Genomic DNA, 17,144 nt, shown 5'->3' on the forward strand with positions numbered 1-17,144 from the left:
TCAGGGATCGTTCACCATTGCCGGATGCGGCGTTAACGCCTTATCCGGCCTACGGTTGAGCACTCAGCTTACTTCTTCGGTTGATCCTTTTTCGGCCAGTCGTCGTCATCGTCCCACTTATCGTTGAAATCACGATGCGGGGGAAGCTCCGGCTTGTTGGCGAGAAATTTCTTATGGTCGACGCGCTTGAGATCTTTAATCACGTTCAGCAGGACGCCTACCAAAAAGACAATCACCAGAATCCACCAATATTTAGCCAGCCAGTCCATGCTTATTTCCTCTTGCAGAACCACTCATCACGCGACGAGCTGTTCCATGATACGTTGATACATACGGGCAAGTAGCTGCAGGTCGGCAGCGTTCACACATTCATTAATTTTATGAATAGTGGCATTGACCGGCCCGAGTTCCACCACCTGCGCCCCCATGCGAGCAATAAAGCGCCCGTCGGACGTTCCGCCTGTGGTCAGTAGCTGCGGTTTAATTTCATTATAGTGCTCAACCGCGTTAACGACCGCATCCACCAGTTTACCGCGCGCGGTCAAAAATGGCTGCCCGGAAAGCCACCAATCCACCGTATAGCGCAGTTGATGTTTTTCAAGCAGGGCAAGTACCTGCGCTTTGATCATCTCATCAGTCAGTTCGGTGCTGAAGCGGAAGTTAAACTGCACAAACAGTTCACCCGGAATAACATTGTTACTGCCCGTTCCCGCCTGAATATTGGCAATCTGCATACTGGTCGCCGGGAAGAATTCATTGCCCTGATCCCACTCAATAGCCACTAATTCATTAAGGAAAGGTGCTGCGCGATGTACCGGATTGTCAGCCAGATGTGGGTAGGCAACATGCCCCTGAACGCCATGAATGGTGAGGTTGCAGGTTAACGATCCGCGACGACCATTTTTCACCACATCACCTACCACTTCGATACTCGACGGTTCGCCGACCAGGCAGTAATCGAGACGCTCATTACGTGCCATTAACGCCTCGACGACTTTTACCGTACCGTTGTGGGCACTGGCTTCTTCATCAGAAGTGATCAGAAATGCCAGTCGCCCCGTATGGTTGGGATGTTGTGCGACAAAACGTTCTGCTGCTACCACCATCGCCGCCAGCGAGCCTTTCATATCTGCCGCACCGCGCCCGAATAACATGCCGTCACGAATGGTGGGTTCAAACGGCGGATTGATCCAACGATCGGCGTCGCCAGGCGGCACCACGTCGGTATGCCCGGCAAAGGCTAACGTTTCACCTTGCCCACGCCATGCCCAAAAATTCTGCGTATCGGCAAAATCCATGCGTTCAACGGTAAAACCGATCGCCTGCAAACGTTCAATCAACAAAGCCTGACATCCTGCGTCATCAGGACTCAGGGAAGGGCGGCGAATAAGCTGTTGTGTCAGCTCAATAACCGGGCACGACATAGACTACACCTCATGGAAAAATTGCTGATAACTGGAATCACTGAAACCCAGCAGCATAGGCTTACCAGGCGCGCAGAGCAATGGACGTTTGATAATTGCAGGCATTTCAGTCATTAATGCCGCCGCAGAGGCCGCATCGGTGATTTTATTGCGGGTAGTTTCGTCCAGTTTACGCCAGGTTGTACCACGGGTGTTGAGTAACGCTTCCCAGCCTAATTCGTTGATAAAACCGTTCAATAATTCGCTGTCCAGCCCATCGACGCGGTAATCATGAAAACGATAGTCGATGTTATTGGCTTCCAGCCAACGGCGAGCCTTTTTAATGGTGTCACAATTTTTGATGCCGTAAAGTGTAACCATAATGAATCCTTTTTCGATTTATGAGAATAAATACTCATTTAAGGGTGAAAACATTTTGCCTGCAAATGATTATCAGAAAATATAACATTATCGAAGTATTCAAATTAACAACTATTAAATAATATTAAACATTTTTAACGTAAACATTAAGAATATTCATCTTGTTATCTGTCTGTATTTTAACCAGAATTAAATCAGTATTAGATGCCGTATGAATATCTCGAAATGTTGCTGTGTATCACATACAAATTATCACCGCAGGACCATAGTATTTACATAAGGTTTGTCCCCCGGAGGTAGTCATCGCAGCAATCGAGTAAATTAGCTTCACCACGGTATATTGTTTCCGTAGAATACCCATAATTATAAGAGAGGTTGTTATGATTGAACGTGAACTGGGGAACTGGAAAGACTTTATCGAAGTTATGCTTCGTAAGTAATTCCTGAGACAAAGTATAAACAGCAAGAACCCGCTGAGCAGGTTCTTAATCGGAAAGTTGAAAAAGGCGACACATTGGCATGTCGCCTTTTTTATTGCTTATTCCGGGCGCGGCTTCAGCGGGAAGCGGCGGCGCACCAGCACAAAGAACAGCGGCACGAAGTAAATAGCCAGAATAGTAGCTGAAATCATCCCGCCCATTACGCCAGTACCCACCGCATGCTGACCACCGGAACCGGCACCCGTGCTGGTTGCCATTGGCAATACGCCGAAGATAAATGCCAGCGAGGTCATCAGAATCGGGCGTAAACGCTGACGGCAGGCGTGGAGCGTCGCTTCAAACAGGTCATGGCCTTTTTGGTTCATCTCGTTAGCAAACTCGACGATCAGGATGGCGTTTTTCGCCGATAAACCAATGACCGTTAACAGGCCCACCTGGAAGTAAACGTCGTTTTCCAGCCCGCGCATCCAGGTTGCCAGCAGCGCGCCGATTACCCCCAGCGGCACGACCAGCATTACCGAGAACGGTACCGACCAGCTTTCATACAATGCCGCCAGACACAGGAATACCACCAGCAAGGAAATGGCGTACAGCGCCGGAGCCTGCGCGCCGGAAAGCCGCTCCTGATACGACATCGCCGTCCACTCCAGACCAAAGCCGTTTGGCAGCTGCTTCACTAACGATTCCATAATATCCATCGCCGTACCGGTACTGACCCCCGGTGCGGCTTCCCCAACAATCTCAACCGCAGAATAACCGTTATAGCGTTCCAGACGCGGCGAGCCTGTTTCCCAGCGTGAGGTCGCGAAAGCAGAGAAGGGCACCATGCCGCCATCTTTATTTCGGACATACCAGAGATTGATGTCATCTGGCAGCATGCGATACGGCGCAGCTGCCTGCACATAGACTTTCTTCACGCGACCGCGATCCATAAAGTCATTCACATAGCTCGAACCCCAGGCGGTTTGCAGTGTGTCGTTAATATCGTCGATATCAACGCCCAGCGCCTGAGCTTTACGCTGGTCGATATCAATCTGCAACTGCGGACTGTCATCGAGGCCGTTATGGCGCACACGGGTTAGCTCCGGGTTTTCCGCCGCCAGCGCCAGCAACTGATTACGTGCTGCCATCAGCGCATCGTGACCCGCTCCAGCGTGGTCCTGCAACTCCATATCAAAACCTGCAGAACTACCAAGACCGCTAATTGCTGGTGGGCTGCTGGCGATAACGCGAGCTTCTTTAATTTGGTTAAACGCCTTCGTTGCACGCTCGATAATGGCAAACGAGGTGCCGGTCTTACTGTCGCGTTCGCTCCAGTCTTTCAGGCGGATAAACATTCTCGCCACGTTTTGCCCGTTACCCCCAGGGCCAGAACCAACGGTGGCAAACACCGACATGATGTTGTCTTTTTCATGGGTGAAGTAATATTTCTCGATTTGCTCAACGACTTTCAGGGTCTGTTGTTGGGTTGAACCGCTGGGCAATTGTACCGAGGTAGTAAACATGCCCCGGTCTTCCAGCGGTAAGAACGACGTCGGCAAACGCAGGAACAGGAACACCATGCCGCCAAGCAGCAGGACATAAATCACAATCCAGCGCAGGCTACGGTGGAGAATTTTCGCCACCCCTTTTTCGTAGCGTTCGGCGTTGCGGTTAAACATCTGGTTAAACCAGGCAAAAAAACCTTTTTGCCCGTGATGCTCACCTTTTTTCAGTGGCTTAAGTAGCGTGGCACACAGAGCCGGAGTGAGGAGCATCGCTACCAGTACTGACAGCACCATCGCCGCAACAATGGTAATAGAGAACTGGCGATAGATGGCACCGGTGGTGCCGCCGAAGAAGGCCATTGGTACAAATACCGCCGAAAGCACCATCGCAATCCCGACCAGTGCCCCCTGGATCTGCCCCATCGATTTACGTGTGGCTTCGCGAGGAGTGAGTCCTTCCTCACTCATAATACGTTCGACGTTTTCCACCACCACGATGGCGTCATCCACCAGCAGACCGATCGCCAGCACCATCGCGAACATGGTTAAGGTGTTGACGCTGTAACCGAAGGCGTAAAGTACGGAGAAGGTTCCCATCAACACCACCGGCACGGCGATAGTGGGTATCAGCGTGGCGCGGAAGTTTTGCAGGAACAGATACATAACGAGGAAAACCAGAGCGATAGCTTCCAGCAGCGTTTTCACCACGTCTTCAATGGAGGCTTTAACAAACGAGGTGGTTTCATACGCCACCTTGTATTCCAGTCCGTGCGGGAAATACTGCGCCAGCTCGTCGAGACGATTGAGCACCAGCTCCGCTGTCGCCATTTCGTTTGCGCTGGAGGCCAGTTTTACCCCCAACCCGGAGGCTGGCTTACCATTGAAGCGGCTAAGATAATCGTATTTCTCCGCCCCCATTTCGACGGTGGCGACATCGCCCAGCCTTACCTCTGAGCCGTCCTGATTCACCCGCAAGGTGATATCGCGGAACTGTTCTGGTGTTTGCAGCAGTGACTGGGCGTTAATGGTGGCGTTGAGCGCCTGCTTATCGACGGAAGGTGTACCACCAAGTTGCCCAACCGCAATCTGCGCGTTCTGTGACTCAATGGCATCAGTGACATCTTTAGCCGTCATCTGGAAACTGTTGAGTTTCGCCGGGTCCAGCCAGATACGCATGGAATATTGCGAACCATAGGCATCGATATCCCCGACGCCATTCACGCGGCTTAACGGGTCCTGAATATTACTGGCAACATAATCAGCAATATCCTGTTTATCCATCGAGCCATCGGTAGAGACGAAGGCAATGGTCAGAATGTTGGTATCGCCGGTTTTACGCACCGTCACGCCCTGATTTTGCACCGCCTGCGGTAACTTTCGCATGGCTGATTGCAGCTGGTTTTGTACTTGCTGCACGGCTTCGTCCGGATCGGTGCCTGCTTTAAAACTTAAAGTGACAGATGCCTGACCGGTGCCACTGCTCTGAGATGACATATACATCAGATTATCGAGGCCGGTCATATTTTGCTCGATAACCTGGGTCACGGTGTTTTCCAGCGTCTGGGCCGATGCGCCGGGATAGTTAGCGGTCACTCGCACATTCGGTGGCGCGAGATCGGGGTATTGTTCAACGGGCAATGAAAAAATCGCCAGGGTACCTGTCAGACACAACAGGATTGTCAGCACCCAGGCAAAAATGGGGCGATCAATAAAGAAATTCGCCATTAAAAGAGGACCTCGTGTTTCTGCGTATTGTTGTAGGCTTGACTTGCTTCACTGTAGCGGCAAGGTACGAGCCAATCGTGGAGAAAAAAAGGAGTTAATGTAAATTATCATGAGATTGCTGACACACTCGCTTACAGGTCAATATGGGCACGTTTTTCCCTCTCGCCTTTAAAGGGAGAGGGCCGGTGTGAGGGTAATTATTTACACCTCAGCCGGCGTGTTCCCCTTCCCCTCACCCTCTGCGGAGCGAAAGCTAATACTCACTAACGTGCCGCCGCCGGAAGGTTGTGAAAAAGTCAGCGTCCCGCCCAGCCGTTCCGCGCGTTCGCGCATGATATTCAGTCCATAATGACCTTCGGGTTCTTTCGGTTCACCGATACCAATCCCGTTATCACGGATATAAACCGTGTGATTGCCGTCCGGCGCGGTGACGCAACTGACGGCGATTTCGCTGGCGTTGGCGTGCTTCATCGCATTCAGCACCGCTTCGCGAATAATTTGCAACAAATGCACCTGCATTTGCGCATCCAGTGCCAGGGTTGGCAGACGGCAGTCGAGGGTCAGTTTAGCGCTGGTTTGATTTTGTAACGTATCCAGCATTTCCCTCAACGCGGAGGGGAGATCCGCCTGCTGCAGCGTCAGGCGGAAAGTAGTCAACAGCTCGCGTAACTGCCGATAAGCATCATTCAACGCCTGGGAAAAATCGGCCATGATACTTTGTGCGGTGGCGTTATCTTCCGGTATCGAACGCTTCAGTAACGTCAACTGGATACGTAAGTAAGAAAGCACCTGAGCCAGCGAGTCGTGCAATTCGCGGGCGATGGTCGCACGTTCTTCCATCAACAATAACTGCTGAAAATGCTTCTGCGCCTGATTAAAGTACAAACCGCGTCCCAGCATCGATGAAACACTGTTAAGCAGCGGTTCTGATGATGAAACGTGACTATTTTGCCAGTGCAGTTCGCCGTAAACCGTCTCTTGCATTGTCACCGGTAAAATCTGCATTGGCAGCTCAGGGTTTGGCTTCCCTTCGCTAATCCGCCAGTTATCCCCAACGTTCAGCTCCAGATATTCAGCTGCTTCATTGTCGCGAACAATCTGCAAAATATGGCGGAAACAATGCACATCAATCTGGCTGGTGTTCAGCGCCTGGGAACACTGCACTGATACAACACCTCCAGACGACGCTTGGTCTCGTGGAGATCGCGGGTCTTTTCTTCTACTGACGCCTCCAGCGAAAGGTACAATTTATGCAGCTCGCTCGACATTTGGTTAAAGGTTTTTGCAAGCAGACCAAGCTCATTCGGCAGACTGGTATCCAGCGGCGGCGAGTCGAACTGCCCGTGTTCAATACGCTGACTGGCGGTAACCAGCTGATTCAGCGGGGCAACCACCTGATGGCGTATGCGGCGCAAAGTAAAAAAGACCAGCGTGAAAATACCGATACCGCCAGCCAGGGAAATCGCCACCACCAGCAGCATTTTGCGTTCAGCGTAGTGCTGTAAAGCCAGCACGAACAGGTCTATCTGATTAACATAATTATTAATATTGGCCTGATACCACGGCAAATCGCCCTTGCTGAGCCGATTATTCATCTCCAGCCAGTTGGCATTCAGATGCGCATAGCGAGTTTTTACTGCTTCTGGCACATACCAGACGTTGAGGTTGGTTAATACCGGTGAATGCAGTGCCTGCTGAAACAACTGGCGATGTGCATTGAGTTGTGGACTGCCACTTTGCAAGTCGTAGCCCAGGCGGTAACTCTGCATACGCAGCGATCCGGCAATATTGATAGCCTCAGCGTCGCGCAAACTGCTCGCCAGAGTTAGCAGAGCGATACCCGTGGAAAGAATCGACAGCAGCACAATGTAAAAAAAGGCCCGGGCCAGACTGGCCGAGACGGGTCGTTTAACAATCACACGCGTCTTCTCCACAAAAAATCATTAATGTTCCAGTTCGCTGAAACGCAATTTAGTCAGTGATGGGATTATTTGATCTGCCACAGTTTATAGCGAAATAGTTACTTATTCTGGGCACATGAACATTGCCGGTTCCCCTGTAAGTCGGGTAATAACAACACTCATATAAAGAATAAGGTTTTTACAACCAAAAAAGAAGGTCGTTATGAATCGTTTTATTATGGCCAACAGTCAGCAATGTCTGGGTTGTCATGCTTGTGAAATCGCCTGTGTCATGGCTCACAATGATGAGCAACATGTCCTGAGCCAACACCATTTTCATCCCCGAATTACGGTTATCAAACATCAGCAGCAACGTAGTGCAGTGACCTGTCACCATTGTGAAGATGCGCCCTGCGCCCGTAGCTGCCCTAATGGCGCAATCAGCCACGTTGATGACAGCATTCAGGTCAATCAGCAAAAGTGTATTGGCTGTAAATCCTGCGTGGTGGCCTGTCCGTTTGGTACGATGCAAATCGTCCTGACACCCGTCGCGGCAGGAAAAGTAAAAGCCACGGCGCATAAATGCGACCTTTGTGCAGGGCGCGAAAACGGTCCTGCCTGTGTCGAGAATTGCCCGGCGGACGCGCTGCAACTGGTCACTGACGTCGCACTCTCCGGCATGGCGAAATCCCGCCGCTTGCGCACCGCACGTCAGGAGCATCAACCGTGGCATGCCAGTACCGCTGCACAAGAAATGCCGGTAATGAGTAAAGTCGAACAAATGCAGGCAACGCCCGCGCGTGGCGAGCCGGATAAACTGGCGATTGAAGCGCGCAAAACCGGTTTTGATGAAATTTATCTGCCATTTCGCGCCGACCAGGCACAACGGGAAGCCTCGCGCTGCCTTAAGTTCGGCGAGCACAGCGTTTGTGAATGGACCTGCCCGCTGCATAACCATATTCCGCAGTGGATTGAACTGGTGAAAGCCGGAAACATCGACGCCGCCGTCGAGCTTTCTCACCAGACCAACACCCTGCCGGAAATTACCGGACGCGTTTGTCCGCAAGACCGTTTGTGTGAAGGTGCCTGTACTATTCGCGATGAGCACGGCGCGGTAACTATCGGCAACATTGAACGCTATATTTCAGATCAGGCGTTGGCGAAAGGTTGGCGTCCTGACTTAAGTCATGTCACCAAAGTGGACAAGCGGGTGGCGATTATCGGGGCAGGTCCGGCAGGGCTGGCCTGTGCGGATGTTCTGACCCGCAATGGCGTGGCGGTGACGGTGTACGATCGCCATCCAGAAATCGGTGGCTTGCTCACTTTCGGCATTCCTTCTTTCAAACTGGATAAATCCCTGCTGGCACGCCGTCGGGAAATCTTCAGCGCGATGGGGATTCACTTCGAACTCAATTGTGAAGTGGGTAAAGATGTCTCTTTGGATTTGCTTTTGGAACAATACGACGCGGTCTTCGTTGGCGTAGGCACTTACCGTTCCATGAAAGCGGGTTTACCCAATGAAGATGCGCCGGGCGTTTATGACGCGCTGCCGTTCCTCATTGCCAACACTAAACAGGTGATGGGGCTCGAAGAGCTACCGGAAGAGCCGTTTATCAATACCGCCGGACTTAACGTCGTGGTACTGGGCGGCGGCGACACCGCGATGGACTGTGTGCGTACTGCGCTGCGCCACGGCGCGAGTAACGTCACCTGCGCTTATCGTCGTGATGAAGCTAACATGCCAGGCTCGAAGAAAGAGGTGAAGAACGCCCGCGAAGAGGGGGCCAACTTCGAATTTAACGTCCAGCCGGTGGCGCTTGAGCTGAATGAGCAAGGTCACGTTTGCGGAATTCGTTTCCTGCGCACGCGTCTTGGCGAGCCGGATGCCCAGGGGCGTCGGCGACCTGTACCGATTGAGGGCAGTGAATTTGTCATGCCAGCCGATGCGGTGATTATGGCGTTTGGCTTCAATCCACACGGGATGCCGTGGCTGGAGTCGCACGGTGTAACGGTAGACAAATGGGGCCGCATCATCGCGGATGTGGAAAGCCAGTACCGTTACCAGACCACCAATCCGAAAATCTTCGCCGGTGGCGACGCCGTGCGTGGTGCGGATCTGGTGGTTACCGCAATGGCAGAAGGACGTCATGCGGCACAGGGGATTATTGACTGGCTGGGGGTAAAATCAGTCAAATCTCACTGATAGCCTGCGCAGACAAACCCGACTTCACAGCGTAATATAATTGTTCATTTCGCGCTGTGGAGTCGGTATGACGCAACAAATCACCCTCATTAAAGACAAAATTCTCTCCGATAACTATTTCACCCTGCACAACATTACTTACGATCTCACGCGCAAAGATGGCGAAGTTATCCGCCATAAACGTGAAGTTTACGATCGCGGTAATGGTGCGACGATCCTCCTGTACAACGCGAAGAAAAAGAGCGTGGTTCTGATTCGTCAGTTCCGTGTCGCTACCTGGGTTAATGGCAATGAAAGCGGGCAGCTGATTGAAACCTGCGCCGGGCTGCTGGATAACGACGAACCGGAAGTGTGCATTCGTAAAGAAGCGATTGAAGAGACGGGCTATGAAGTGGGCGAAGTGCGCAAATTATTTGAACTGTATATGTCGCCTGGCGGTGTGACTGAGCTAATCCACTTTTTTATCGCCGAATACAGTGACAATCAGCGCGCTAACGCCGGTGGCGGTGTTGAAGATGAAGATATTGAAGTGCTCGAGCTGCCGTTCAGCCAGGCGCTGGAGATGATCAAAACCGGCGAGATACGTGACGGTAAGACGGTGTTATTGCTTAACTATTTGCAAATGTCACATTTAATGGACTGAAAAATAGCAATAATATTTCGTTGTTTATTATTGGCTCAATCCGACAAATCCGATTGAGCCGCGCTACCTGCGCAACGAAGATACGACTTGTGCTGTTTGTTTGAACTTCTGGGGTCGTACCGTCCATGCGCTATCGCATTTTCCTTCTCTTTTTTTTCGCTTTGTTGCCGACGTCTTTGGTGTGGGCGGCACCAGCGCAACGGGCGTTTTCCGACTGGCAGGTCACCTGTAATAATCAAAATTTTTGTGTGGCGCGCAATACGGGCGATCATAATGGACTGGTGATGACCCTGAGCCGCAGCGCTGGGGCGCATACCGATGCCGTTTTACGTATTGAGCGCGGTGGGTTGAAGTCGCCGGATGCGTCTGAAGGGGAGATAGCGCCACGGCTGCTATTAGATGGTGAGCCGTTGGCATTAAGTGGTGACAAGTGGCGGATTTCACCATGGTTATTAGTAACCGATGATACGGCAACCATCACCGCGTTTTTGCAGATAATTCAGGAAGGGAAGGCGATCACCTTACGCGACGGCAATCAGACCATTTCTCTGAGCGGCTTAAAAGCGGCGTTGTTGTTTATTGATGCTCAGCAAAAGCGCGTTGGCAGTGAAACCGCGTGGATCAAGAAAGGGGACGAACCGCCTCTCAGCGTACCGCCCGCGCCTGCGCTGAAAGAGGTCGCGGTGGTTAACCCAACGCCGACGCCACTCTCACTCGAAGAACGTAACGATTTGCTGGATTATGGAAACTGGCGGATGAATGGTCTGCGCTGCTCGCTTGATCCGTTACGTCGTGAGGTGAATGTCACTGCGCTGACCGATGATAAAGCACTGATGATGATTAGCTGTGAGGCAGGGGCCTATAACACCATTGATTTGGCATGGATTGTGTCGCGTAAAAAGCCGCTAGCCTCGCGCCCGGTTCGGTTGCGTTTGCCGTTCAACAACGGCCAGGAGACGAATGAACTGGAACTGATGAACGCAACATTTGATGAGAAATCGCGTGAACTGGTGACCTTAGCGAAAGGGCGCGGATTAAGCGATTGTGGCATTCAGGCGCGCTGGCGCTTTGACGGTCAGCGTTTTCGCCTGGTGCGTTACGCCGCAGAACCTACCTGCGATAACTGGCATGGGCCAGACGCCAGGCCCACGTTGTGGATCACCCGTTAAACAAAATCGCAGATGCGGCCCTAAAAAGCGCACGGACCGTCCCCTCGCCCTTCTGGGGAGAGGGTTAGGGTGAGGGGAACATACAGCATCCGGCGATCACCATCAGGCACCTTTCACTCCCAGCACCTTATGCGCTTTTGCCACAATATTCTCGGCGGTAAAGCCAAAGAACGGGAACAGCTTATCCGCCGGAGCAGATTCCCCGTAACCCGTCATCCCGACAATTGCCCCTTTCAGACCAACATACTTGTACCAGTAATCGGCAATACCTGCTTCCACCGCCACGCGAGCCGCAACGTTAGAAGGCAACACCGACTCCCGATATTCCTCATCCTGGGCGTCGAAAATATCGGTCGAGGGCAGGGAAACTACGCGTACATTGCGACCTTCTCCTGCTAATTTCTCTGCCGCTTGCAGGGTAATTTCCATCTCTGAACCGGTGGCAATCAGAATAATATCTGGCTTACCGCCGCTGTCTTTCAGCACATAACCGCCACGAGCAATCTCTTTAACCTGATCCGGCGTACGTTCCACCTGGGCCAGATTCTGCCTTGAGAGGATCAGTGCCGTCGGTCCGTTGTGGCGCTCAACCGCCAGCTTCCAGCCCACCGCCGCTTCCATCTGATCGCACGGTCGCCAGGTGCTGAAATTTGGCGTTAAGCGCAGGCTGGCCAGTTGCTCAACAGCCTGGTGCGTCGGACCATCTTCGCCCAGGCCAATTGAGTCGTGGGTATAAACCATAATCTGCCGCGCTTTCATCAGTGCCGCCATCCGCGCGGCGTTACGGGCGTATTCAACAAACATCAGGAACGTCGCGGTATACGGCACAAAGCCGCCGTGGTGCGCGATGCCGTTGGCGATAGCGGTCATGCCAAATTCACGCACCCCGTAGTGAATGTAGTTGCCCGCCGGATCTTCCTTCAGCGAAACAGAACCTTTCCAGATGGTCAGGTTGCTGGGAGCCAGATCCGCCGAACCGCCGAGCAACTCAGGCAGCATCGGCCCGTAAGCGTTAAGCGTATTTTGCGAAGCCTTACGGGTAGCGATTTTCGCCGGATTTGCCTGTAACTCATTGATATATTTCTGAGTCGTTTTCTCCCAGTCCTTCGGTAAACCACCGCTCATCCGTCGGGGAAACTCTTCTGCCAGTTGCGGATGAGCCTTTTTATAGGCGGCAAACTTCTCATTCCAGCTCTGCTGCGCTTTTTCGCCTTTTTCACGGGCATCCCAGGCGTGATAAATCTCTTTAGGGATCTCAAATGGCGGATGGTGCCAGCCCAGTTTTTGCCGTGCCAGCGCCACTTCTTCTTCCCCCAGTGGTGCGCCGTGCGCCTCTTCCTTACCTGCTTTATTCGGCGAACCAAAGCCAATCACCGTACGGCAGATAATCAGCGACGGCTTATCTTTCACGCTTTGCGCTTCAAGGATCGCTTCCTTCACCGCCTGCGGATCGTGACCGTCGATTTCATGGATCACATGCCAGTGATAGGCTTCAAAACGTTTTGCCGTATCGTCGGTAAACCAGCCTTCTGTTTCACCGTCGATGGAAATACCGTTGTGATCGTAAAAACCAATCAGCTTGCCTAGTCCCAGCGTGCCTGCCAGCGAACAGACTTCGTGGGAAATACCTTCCATCAGGCAGCCGTCGCCCATAAACACATAGGTGAAGTGATCGACGATCTCATGGTCTGGCTGGTTAAACTGCGCCGCCAGTGTACGCTCTGCTATCGCCAGCCCGACGGCGTTCGCCAAACCTTGTCCAAGCGGGCCGGTGGTGGTTTCAACGCCTGGCGTATAGCCAATCTCCGGGTGGCCTGGGGTTTTCGAATGCAACTGACGGAAGTTCTTCAGTTCTTCCAGCGGCAGGTCGTAACCGGTCAGATGTAGCAAACTGTAGAGCAGCATCGACGCGTGACCGTTGGAAAGAATAAAGCGGTCGCGATCATACCAGGTTGGGTCGGTAGGATTATGTTTAAGAAAATCGTTCCACAGCACTTCGGCAATATCAGCCATGCCCATCGGCGCGCCGGGATGACCAGAATTGGCTTTTTGTACAGCATCCATACTGAGTGCGCGAATCGCATTGGCAAGGTCTTTTCGGGACATATAACACTCCGTGGCTGGTTTATAGTTTGGCGGCAAGAAGATCTTCCAGTTTGCGTTGATCAACAGCGAACAGACGAATGCCTTCAGACAGTTTTTCTACCGCCATCGCATCCTGATTGTGCTCCCAACGGAACTCCGCTTCGCTCATGGGTGCTGGGCGTGGGAACGTCTGAGAAGGCGGGATTAATTTACGTACCACTGGAGAAACTTTTTCCTGCAGCTCCTTCAGCAAATTCGGTGCGATAGTCAGTCGATCGCAGCCGGTTAAGGCGAGGATTTGTTCGGTGCGACGGAAGCTCGCGCCCATCACAATGGTTTCATAGTGGTGTTGCTTATAGTAGTCGTAGATATTGCGCACCGATTTAACGCCCGGATCTTCTTCCACCACATACGGGTCCATCGGCTTGCGTGCCTGATACCAGTCATAAATACGCCCTACAAACGGCGAAATCAGAAAAACGCCTGCTTCCGCACAGGCCCGCGCCTGGGTAAAAGAAAACAGCAGCGTCAGGTTGCAGTTAATACCTTCTTTTTCCAGCTCTTCGGCCGCGCGAATTCCTTCCCAGGTCGAAGCCAGTTTGATCAAAATGCGTGATTTCTCAACGCCTTGTTGCTGATACAAGTCCACCAGATGGCGCGCCTTCTCAATACTCTTTTCTTTATCAAAAGAGAGGCGTGCATCAACTTCTGTTGACACGCAACCGGGTACGATTTTGAGAATTTCAGCACCGAAATTGACCGCCAGTTTGTCACACGCTGCGACCACCTGTTGTTCCTGGGTCTTGCCATTTTTTTTACCCCAGGCGATAGCATCGTCTATTAAATGCTCATATTGTGATAATCCGGCAGCCTTGAGTAACAGCGAAGGATTAGTGGTGGCATCCTGGGGATGATAATGGCGAATGGACTCAATATCGCAGCTGTCTGCCACGACAGTGGTGAACTGTTTGATGCCGTCTAACTCGTTCATAGGAAATACTCCTTGAAAAGTAAAGTGTTAGATGAGTGCGTTAATTCACACTTCTGAGAAATTTCGCTAAACGCATCAAAAAAGCATAGCAGACAGGCATGGTATTGCTGGATTAAGCAGGTAACATCAGTGTTATAGGATTATTACCAAAACATTATATTAATGGTGAGAGTTTGGACTTGCTCAAAGTCTGTAGACTCCGGCAGGGTAATAATGTGCGCCACGTTGTGGGCAGGGGCTGTTGCCCACACACTTTATTTGTGAACGTTACGTGAAAGGAACAACCAAATGGATGACCAGTTAAAACAAAGTGCACTTGATTTCCATGAATTTCCAGTTCCAGGGAAAATCCAGGTTTCTCCAACCAAGCCTCTGGCAACGCAGCGCGATCTGGCGCTGGCCTACTCACCAGGCGTTGCCGCACCTTGTCTTGAAATCGAAAAAGACCCGCTAAAAGCCTACAAATATACCGCGCGCGGTAACCTGGTTGCGGTGATCTCTAACGGTACGGCGGTGCTGGGGTTAGGCAACATTGGCGCGCTGGCAGGCAAACCGGTGATGGAAGGCAAGGGCGTTCTATTTAAGAAATTCGCTGGGATTGATGTATTTGACATTGAAGTTGATGAACTCGACCCGGACAAATTTATTGAAGTCGTCGCCGCGCTCGAACCGACCTTCGGCGGCATCAACCTCGAAGACATTAAAGCGCCAGAATGTTTCTATATTGAACAGAAACTGCGCGAGCGGATGAATATTCCGGTATTCCACGACGATCAGCACGGCACGGCAATCATCAGCACTGCCGCCATCCTCAACGGCTTGCGCGTGGTGGAGAAAAACATCTCCGACGTGCGGATGGTGGTTTCCGGCGCGGGTGCCGCAGCAATCGCCTGTATGAACCTGCTGGTAGCGCTGGGGCTGCAAAAACATAACATCGTGGTTTGCGATTCAAAAGGCGTTATCTATCAGGGCCGTGAGCCAAATATGGCGGAAACCAAAGCCGCATATGCGGTGGTGGATGACGGCAAACGTACCCTCGATGATGTGATTGAAGGTGCGGATATTTTCCTGGGCTGTTCCGGCCCGAAAGTGCTGACCCAGGAAATGGTGAAGAAAATGGCTCGGGCACCAATGATCCTGGCGCTGGCGAACCCGGAACCGGAAATTCTGCCGCCGCTGGCGAAAGAAGTGCGTCCGGATGCCATCATCTGTACCGGCCGTTCCGACTACCCGAACCAGGTGAACAACGTTCTTTGCTTCCCGTTCATCTTCCGTGGCGCGCTGGACGTTGGCGCAACCGCCATCAACGAAGAGATGAAACTGGCGGCGGTACGCGCGATTGCAGAACTGGCCCATGCAGAACAGAGTGAAGTGGTGGCTTCAGCGTATGGCGTTCAGGATCTGAGCTTTGGTCCGGAATACATCATTCCAAAACCGTTTGATCCGCGCTTGATCGTTAAGATCGCTCCTGCGGTCGCAAAAGCGGCGATGGAGTCGGGCGTGGCGACGCGTCCGATTGCTGATTTCGACGTCTACATCGACAAGCTGACTGAGTTCGTTTACAAAACCAACCTGTTTATGAAGCCGATTTTCTCCCAGGCTCGCAAAGCGCCGAAGCGCGTAGTTCTGCCGGAAGGGGAAGAGGCGCGCGTTCTGCATGCGACTCAGGAACTGGTAACGCTGGGACTGGCGAAACCGATCCTTATCGGTCGTCCGAACGTGATCGAAATGCGCATTCAGAAACTGGGCTTGCAGATCAAAGCGGGCGTTGATTTTGAAATCGTCAATAACGAATCCGATCCGCGCTTTAAAGAGTACTGGACCGAATACTTCCAGATCATGAAGCGTCGCGGTGTCACTCAGGAACAGGCGCAGCGTGCGCTGATCAGTAACCCGACAGTGATCGGCGCGATCATGGTTCAGCGTGGGGAAGCCGATGCAATGATCTGCGGTACGGTGGGCGATTATCATGAACATTTTAGTGTGGTGAAAAATGTCTTTGGTTATCGCGATGGCGTTCACACCGCAGGTGCAATGAATGCGCTGCTGCTGCCGAGTGGTAACACCTTTATTGCCGATACCTACGTCAATGACGAACCAGACGCAGAAGAGCTGGCGGAGATCACCTTGATGGCGGCAGAAACTGTCCGTCGTTTTGGTATTGAGCCGCGCGTTGCTCTGTTGTCGCACTCCAACTTTGGTTCTTCTGACTGCCCGTCGTCGAGCAAAATGCGTCAGGCGCTGGAACTGGTCAGGGATCGTGCGCCAGATCTGATGATTGATGGTGAAATGCACGGCGATGCAGCGCTGGTGGAAGCGATTCGCAACGACCGTATGCCGGACAGCCCTTTGAAAGGTTCTGCCAATATTCTGGTGATGCCGAACATGGAAGCTGCCCGCATTAGTTACAACTTACTGCGCGTTTCCAGCTCGGAAGGTGTGACTGTCGGTCCGGTGCTGATGGGCGTGGCGAAACCGGTTCACGTGTTAACGCCGATCGCATCGGTGCGTCGTATCGTCAATATGGTGGCGCTGGCCGTGGTTGAAGCGCAAACCCAACCGCTGTAATTCATTCTTAACTCTCACGCTTACCCTGAATATTCAGGGTAAGCGGTTTTCCTGAAATATATTAGCAAAGCTTATTACTGAGTTTGCGAATAATAAAAAAATCAGTATATAAAATATCTCGATATTATTTTATTTATATTCATGCGTC

11 protein-coding genes and 1 pseudogene are annotated in these 17,144 nt (G+C 52.0%); 5 read left to right on the plus strand and 7 right to left on the minus strand.

What is annotated here, in order from left to right:
* Positions 1-68 precede the first annotated feature (68 nt).
* From ABZJ92_RS00160 to ABZJ92_RS00170, 3 genes are read right to left on the minus strand one after another with little or no spacing between them, the layout of a single operon-like run.
* The gene (locus ABZJ92_RS00160; protein WP_000383836.1) at positions 69-269 is read right to left on the minus strand and encodes a YpfN family protein; all 201 of its coding nucleotides are present in this window, start codon (positions 267-269) and stop codon (positions 69-71) included.
* Positions 270-296: 27 nt separating this feature from the next.
* Positions 297-1,424, minus strand: coding sequence for a succinyl-diaminopimelate desuccinylase (gene dapE, locus ABZJ92_RS00165; RefSeq protein ID WP_001277801.1), 1,128 nt, complete (start codon positions 1,422-1,424; stop codon positions 297-299).
* 3 nt (positions 1,425-1,427) lie between these two features.
* Positions 1,428-1,784 (minus strand): ArsC family reductase, encoded by a 357-nt coding sequence (locus ABZJ92_RS00170; RefSeq protein WP_000258247.1) that lies wholly within the window; start codon positions 1,782-1,784, stop codon positions 1,428-1,430.
* A 380-nt stretch (positions 1,785-2,164) separates the two neighbouring features.
* Here ABZJ92_RS00170 and ypfM point away from each other — a divergent pair, with 380 nt between their 5' ends.
* Complete coding sequence (ypfM, locus tag ABZJ92_RS00175; protein WP_001386977.1) at positions 2,165-2,224, plus strand: protein YpfM; 60 nt, start codon at positions 2,165-2,167, stop codon at positions 2,222-2,224.
* Positions 2,225-2,322: 98 nt separating this feature from the next.
* On the opposite strand, the gene acrD is transcribed toward ypfM, so the two are convergent.
* Positions 2,323-5,436, minus strand: coding sequence for a multidrug efflux RND transporter permease AcrD (gene acrD / locus ABZJ92_RS00180; RefSeq protein ID WP_001273182.1), 3,114 nt, complete (start codon positions 5,434-5,436; stop codon positions 2,323-2,325).
* Between the two features lie 201 nt (positions 5,437-5,637).
* Positions 5,638-7,355, minus strand: a pseudogene (gene narQ / locus ABZJ92_RS00185) (nitrate/nitrite two-component system sensor histidine kinase NarQ).
* A gap of 205 nt (positions 7,356-7,560) precedes the next feature.
* Between narQ and aegA the strand changes: the two are divergent.
* The 3 genes from aegA to ABZJ92_RS00200 all read left to right on the plus strand — a co-directional run bounded on the left by aegA (position 7,561) and on the right by ABZJ92_RS00200 (position 11,352).
* Positions 7,561-9,540 carry a formate-dependent uric acid utilization protein AegA gene (gene aegA / locus ABZJ92_RS00190; RefSeq protein ID WP_001078885.1) on the plus strand — a complete coding sequence of 660 codons (1,980 nt, stop codon included), beginning with the start codon at positions 7,561-7,563 and terminating at the stop codon, positions 9,538-9,540.
* A 67-nt stretch (positions 9,541-9,607) separates the two neighbouring features.
* Positions 9,608-10,183 carry a GDP-mannose pyrophosphatase NudK gene (nudK, locus tag ABZJ92_RS00195; RefSeq protein WP_001325569.1) on the plus strand — a complete coding sequence of 192 codons (576 nt, stop codon included), beginning with the start codon at positions 9,608-9,610 and terminating at the stop codon, positions 10,181-10,183.
* Between the two features lie 125 nt (positions 10,184-10,308).
* Positions 10,309-11,352, plus strand: coding sequence for a DUF1176 domain-containing protein (locus tag ABZJ92_RS00200; RefSeq protein WP_001270507.1), 1,044 nt, complete (start codon positions 10,309-10,311; stop codon positions 11,350-11,352).
* A gap of 102 nt (positions 11,353-11,454) precedes the next feature.
* On the opposite strand, the gene tkt is transcribed toward ABZJ92_RS00200, so the two are convergent.
* Both tkt and tal read right to left on the minus strand, forming a co-directional pair.
* Positions 11,455-13,458 carry a transketolase gene (tkt, locus tag ABZJ92_RS00205; RefSeq protein ID WP_000087273.1) on the minus strand — a complete coding sequence of 668 codons (2,004 nt, stop codon included), beginning with the start codon at positions 13,456-13,458 and terminating at the stop codon, positions 11,455-11,457.
* A 19-nt stretch (positions 13,459-13,477) separates the two neighbouring features.
* Positions 13,478-14,428: a transaldolase gene (gene tal, locus ABZJ92_RS00210; protein WP_001003693.1), complete on the minus strand. Its 951-nt coding sequence runs from the start codon at positions 14,426-14,428 to the stop codon at positions 13,478-13,480.
* Between the two features lie 288 nt (positions 14,429-14,716).
* Here tal and maeB point away from each other — a divergent pair, with 288 nt between their 5' ends.
* The gene (maeB, locus tag ABZJ92_RS00215; protein WP_000342656.1) at positions 14,717-16,996 is read left to right on the plus strand and encodes an NADP-dependent oxaloacetate-decarboxylating malate dehydrogenase; all 2,280 of its coding nucleotides are present in this window, start codon (positions 14,717-14,719) and stop codon (positions 16,994-16,996) included.
* Positions 16,997-17,144 lie beyond the last annotated feature (148 nt).

This window comes from Shigella sp. FJ200513 (genome assembly GCF_040495915.1).
Taxonomy (GTDB): domain Bacteria; phylum Pseudomonadota; class Gammaproteobacteria; order Enterobacterales; family Enterobacteriaceae; genus ECMA0423.